The 5278-nt window shown below is 68.4% G+C and carries 5 protein-coding genes; 1 reads left to right on the top strand and 4 read right to left on the bottom strand.

The annotated features are described in order from the left end of the window. Positions 1-348 (bottom strand): 2-amino-4-hydroxy-6-hydroxymethyldihydropteridine diphosphokinase (gene folK, locus Mterra_RS18510; protein ID WP_119316485.1); only part of this gene is annotated, 348 nt, incomplete at its 3' end. A gap of 64 nt (positions 349-412) precedes the next feature. On the opposite strand from folK, the gene Mterra_RS18505 reads away from it, so the two are divergent. Beyond that, the gene (locus tag Mterra_RS18505; protein WP_119316484.1) at positions 413-727 is read left to right on the top strand and encodes a hypothetical protein; all 315 of its coding nucleotides are present in this window, start codon (positions 413-415) and stop codon (positions 725-727) included. Here the strand turns inward: Mterra_RS18505 and Mterra_RS18500 are convergent. The 3 genes from Mterra_RS18500 to lon all read right to left on the bottom strand — a co-directional run bounded on the left by Mterra_RS18500 (position 724) and on the right by lon (position 4866). Then, on the bottom strand, positions 724-1260 hold the full coding sequence (locus Mterra_RS18500) for a hypothetical protein (protein WP_119316483.1): 537 nt from the start codon (positions 1258-1260) through the stop codon (positions 724-726). The two genes, Mterra_RS18505 and Mterra_RS18500, sit on opposite strands and share 4 nt — an antisense overlap. Before the next feature lie 42 nt (positions 1261-1302). Continuing rightward, positions 1303-2046, bottom strand: a complete 744-nt coding sequence (locus Mterra_RS18495; RefSeq protein ID WP_147372939.1) for a hypothetical protein — start codon at positions 2044-2046, stop codon at positions 1303-1305. Between the two features lie 363 nt (positions 2047-2409). Beyond that, entirely contained in the window at positions 2410-4866 is a 2457-nt protein-coding gene (gene lon, locus Mterra_RS18490) for an endopeptidase La (RefSeq protein WP_119316481.1), read from the bottom strand. Positions 4867-5278: the final 412 nt, after the last annotated feature.

The following is a 5278-nucleotide window of genomic DNA, read 5'->3' as shown; positions in this document are numbered from 1 at the left end:
GTGGGGGACTGTGAGGGCGGGCTGCTCGAGGCGCAGGTCGTCGCACAGCAGCAGGTCGAGGTCGAGGGTGCGCGGGCCGCTGGGCTCGAGCCGCACCCGCCCTTCCCGTCGCTCGATGTCGAGCAGGAGTTCCAGGAGGTGCTGGGGCTCGAGGGCGCTGTGGAACGCCACCACCGCGTTGAGGTAGGGGGGTTGCCCCTGCGGGCCGCCCACGGGGTCGGTGTCGTAGACGCGGCTCTTGCGTAGCTCCCGGGCTCTTGCCTCGCGCTCGAGCCGGGTCACCCCCTGCCGCAGGTGTTCGAGACGGTCGCCCAGGTTAGAGCCCAGGGCCACGGCGTAGCGGTGCACCCCAACACCCTAGCACGGCGGCCAAGGACCGGCCACGGCAGCGCTCGAGGTAACTTAAGGGGCCATGACCGCCGCTGCCGTGGTGCTGGTCCTGTTGCTGCTGATCCTGGCGTTCGGCCTCGTCAACTACTGGGGCGCCCTGCGGGTCGAGAAGGCCCAGCAGGCCTGGTTCCGCGAGCGCCTGCCGCCCGGGGTGAGCCTGGAGGACTTCCTCAAAGACGCCCCCTACACCTTCAGGCCCCTCGTCAACTCCCGCGGCTACGGCATCATCGACCGGCGCAGCGGCGAGGAGGTCGGGCGGGCCAAAACCCCGGAGGAGGCCCAGGCCTGGATCGTGCTGCAGACCCTGGCCGAGCGGGGGGCTTCGCTCGAGGCCTAAAGCGCCAGCGGCGCCTCGCTGCCCGCGTGCGACAGCCGGCGGTTGACGCCGGCGATGAACCGCCAGTGCACCAGCCACAGCCCGATCGCCACCACCCCCGCGAGCTCCCCCACCTGGCTCGGCACCAGCGAGACGATCTGCGCGGTGCACCAGCCGAAGCCGGAGAGCTCGCCGAAGCTCCTGAAGCCGGCCAGGCGGGCATCCGTCCGGGCCTGCGCCCGCAGCGAACGGCTGACGTTGTGGATGATGAAGAAGTCCTCGACGAAGTTGTAGGGGATCAGGAACATCAGCCACACCGACTTGGGGGCCGCCGCCCGGGCCCCGGGGCGCACGAGCTCGAGGCAGCGCTGGAGTGAGCGGCAGTACAGCGCCACCGCGACGAGGAAGACGACCGCCAGGTCGAGCACCGCCAGCCAGCCCAGCCGCTCCACCGAGGCCAGCACGCCGCCGCGCAGGTCGGGGTTGACGAACGGGTATACCAGGGCGGCCCCAACCACGGCCGTCGCGACGAGCTTGAAGAGGAGGAGCTTCATGGAGCCATATTACTCCCGCGGAAGTAATCTGGCTAATGTGCCTCAAGGCAGCTTGAACTCGCTGCCGTCGAAAACGGGGTTAATCTCCACCCGGTTGACCCGGAACTGCGCCGACACCAAAGGCGGCACCGTGCTGCCCCGGATGCTCCCCGCCACCGGCACCCTCACCCCCTTGACCACGCGGTACTCGCTGTAGACGATGCCCGCGTCGAGGGTGTTGTTGCGCTCGTCCTTCGAGTTGACGCGGTCGGCCAGCAGCGTCCCGTCGGGGCCTAGCAGGAAGCTGTAGCTGGTGTCCCCCTCGCGCACGGTCACCAGCGAGCCCCTGAGCCCGAAGAGCTCGCCGTTGGGCCGGGCCTCGAGCCTGCCCTCCCCCCGGCTGGCCGCCAGCAGCGCCATCAGGCCCGCCTTGAAGGGCGTGGTGTAGCTGAAGGTGGGCTCCCGGCCTTCCCCCAGCGGCTTGGTCCCCTCCTTCTCGCTCCAGGTGTAGCCCCCCTGCGGCGTGATCTGCGCGACGTTGGTGACCTTGTCCCCCTGCACGAACTCCCAGCGCCGCCGCTTGCCCTTGAAGTCGATGTACACCCGGATGCGGATCTCGCCCAGCCGCACCCCGGCCACGCTGCCCACGAGGGAATAGTCCTCGAGGTAAGTGCCGATCTGCTCGAGCGCCGCCCCGCCCATCGCCGCCCGCCCCCTGCCCAGCAGCTCCGCCGCCGCACCGTCCTGCGCCTGCGCCAGCACCCCCCACAGCGCCAACAAAGTCCCGGCTCGAGCCCACACCTTCATAAGCTCATCAGAAAATAAAAGCACGAACACGGCAAGCCACGGCCCTACATTTGCTAGTAAACCACCCCACGGCTAAAGCCGGGGGCTTCCGGGGGTGGTCTCGGTGAGGACGGCGGCGATCGGCGATTAGCCATCAGCCTTCAGCCATCAGCGGTCAGCAGGAGGCCCGTGGTTCGTGGTAAGCCCCTCCCCGCCAGCGGGGAGGGGGTATCCCCCCCAACCCCCCTTGCTAAGGGGGGAACAAGGCGTTTCGCGTCTTGCGTCTTGCGTTTTGCGTTCGGCGTACGACGTAGGACGTACGACGTACGACGTACAACGCACCACCCGCGCCAGCGTCCAGCGTCGAGCAGATGCCGGCCCCGCCTAAGCCCGCGCCGGAGGCGGCGTCTTGGGCCGCGCCTTGACCTTCTTGGCCTTGGCGCCCTTGGGCTTGGCGCGGTTTTCCAGGGCCTTCAGGCCGCCCACCAGGGTCCAGTCGAGGGCCTCGTCGAGGTTCTCGGCGAAGTGGAACCGGAGGTTCTGGCGCAAATAGGCCGGGATGTCGGAGAGGTCGGTCTGGTTCTGCCTGGGCAGGATGACCTCGCGGATGCCCGCGCGGCGCGCGCCCAGCACCTTCTCCTTGACCCCACCGATGGGCAGCACCCGCCCGGTGAGGGTGATCTCGCCGGTCATGGCGACGTCGTTGCGCACGGGGACGCCGGTGAGGGCCGAGACCACCGCGCTGGTGATGGCGATACCCGCACTGGGGCCCTCCTTGGGGATGGCGCCGGCGGGGACGTGGAGGTGCAGGTCGGTGTTGTCGAACTTCTCCAGCGGGATGCCGAAGCGCTCGGCGTTGCGCTTGGCGTAGGTGACGGCCGCGCGGGCCGACTCCTTCATCACCTCGCCGAGCTTGCCGGTGATGATCAGGCCGCCCTTGCCGGGGGTCGCGGAGACCTCGACGAACATGATGTCCCCGCCCACGGGCGTGTAGTACATGCCCGTCGCCACGCCCACCTGGGGCTCGCGGGCTTCGGCCTCGGGGAGGAACCGCACGGGGCCGAGGTACTTCTCGAGGTCCTGGTCGAGGATGCGCACGCGCTTCTTGCCCGACTCGAGCAGCCCCCGCGCCGACTTGCGCAGCACCGTGCCGATCTCGCGCTCGAGGTTGCGCACGCCCGCCTCGCGGGTGTAGGAGGTGATCAGGCGCGACAGCGCGGCGTCGGTGAAGACCACCTGGCTCTCCTTGAGGCCGTTCTCGCCGATCTGGCGCGGCAGCAGGTAGCGCTTGGCGATCTCGAGCTTCTCCTGCTCGATGTAGCTGGTGAACTCGATGATCTCCATGCGGTCCATGAGGGGGCCGGGGATGCTGTCGGGGAAGTTGGCGGTGCAGATGAACAGCACCTCGCTCATGTCGAAGGGCACGCCGAGGTAGTGGTCGGTGAAGTCCTTGTTCTGGGCGGGGTCGAGGAGCTCGAGCAGCGCCGCGGCGGGGTCGCCCTGGTAGGAGGTGCCCAGCTTATCGACCTCGTCGAGCAGGAAGACCGGGTTCTTGCTGCCCGCCTGGCGCAGGCCCTGGATGATGCGGCCGGGCATGGCCCCGATGTAGGTGCGGCGGTGGCCGCGGATGTCCGACTCGTCGCGGGCGCCGCCCAGGCTGATGCGGTAGTACTTGCGGCCCAGCGCCTGCGCGATGGACTTGGCGATGGAGGTCTTGCCCACCCCGGGCGGCCCCACGAAGAGCAGGATGGGGCCCTTGTTGATCTCCTCCTCCCTCAGCTCGCCCTTGCGCACGCGCTCGAGCTTGAGCTTGCGCACGGCGAGGTACTCGAGCACCCGGTCCTTGACCTTCTCCAGCCCGTAGTGCTCCTCGTCGAGGATCTTGGCGGCCTCGGTGAGGTCGATCTGGTCGGTGGTGCGGGTGTTCCAGGGCAGCGAGACGATCCAGTCGAGGTAGGTGCGCACCACGCTGGCCTCGGCCGAGTCGGGGTGCATGCGGGCGAAGCGGCTGAGCTCGCGCTCGACCTCGCCGCGCACGGCCTCGGGCAGGTTCAACGCCTCGATCTTCTCGCGCAGCTCCTCGACCTCCTGGTCGCCCTCCTCGCCGTGGAGCTCGCGCTGGATGGCCTTCATCTGCTCGCGCAGGAAGTACTCGCGCTGGTTGCGGTCGATCTCCTCCTTGACCTGCTGCTGGATGCGCCGCTGGGTCTCCATGAGCTCGATCTCGGCGTCGAGCAGCACCAGCACGCGCTTGAGGCGCTCGGCCGCGGAGGCGATCTCCAGCAGCTTCTGCTTGTCCTCGAGCTTGAAGTCGACGTGGAAGGCGATGTAGTCGGCGAGCTGGGAGGGGTCTTCGAGGTTGAGCACGAACTGCGCGGTCTCCGGGGAGAGGTACTTCCCCTCCTTGAGCACGGTCTCGAAGCGGGCCTTGACCTCGCGGAACAGCGCCTTGAGCTCGACCTCCTTGTCCTGCGACTCGGGGATGGCCTCGACGGCGGCCTCGAGGTAGCCCTTGCGCTGCTCGTACTGCTTGACCCGCACGCGGGCGAAGGCCTGCACCAGCATCTGCACGGAGCCGTCGGAGTTCTTGCGCATGCGCAGGATGTTGCAGGCGGTGCCCACGAGGTACATGTCGTCGGGGCCGGGCTCCTCGAGCTCCTTGTCGCGCTGCGAGGCGATGAGGATGACCTTGTCGCGGGCCAGGGCCTCGTCAATGGCCCGGATGGACACGGGCCGCCCGGCCTCGATGGGCATGACCATGGTGGGGTAGATGACCGAGCCGCGCACCGGACAGACCGGCAGGGTTTCAGGGATTTGGGTGTTGGGGTTGGGTTCGCTCATCGCATTCACCGTTGTGGGCGGAGGTTGCAGGGCTGTGGGTCGGAACCACCGGAGGGAAGGTATAAGTGCTAAGGGCAGTCTAGCGGTTTTGGCTGTGGGATTCGTGACCCAGTACCATAAAGGAATATCATGATGCGTGAGCGTGGTCGTGTCAAGTTTACTGAAGCTCTAAAAATCAAGCATGGCCGACGCCCCGGACGTCGCGGCGTACCTCGAGCCGCGCGCTTTGCCGTATGCTGGACCCAATGCGACGCCTCTGGGTTTGGCTGCTGGTGCTGACCACCGTTCTCGGGGTCTTCCCCCTGTTCTCCCTGGCCGAGGCCCAGCGCAGCGGCGGCGGCGTGGGCGGGCGCGGCGGCTTCCGCTCGTCCCCCGCTCCGCGCGTCAACCCTTCCCCTGCGCCCACCTTCCC

The organism is Calidithermus terrae (genome assembly GCF_003574345.1).
Classification (GTDB): domain Bacteria; phylum Deinococcota; class Deinococci; order Deinococcales; family Thermaceae; genus Calidithermus; species Calidithermus chliarophilus.
The sequence above is the reverse complement of the archived record's forward strand: the minus strand, read 5'-3'. Positions and strand labels throughout refer to the sequence as shown.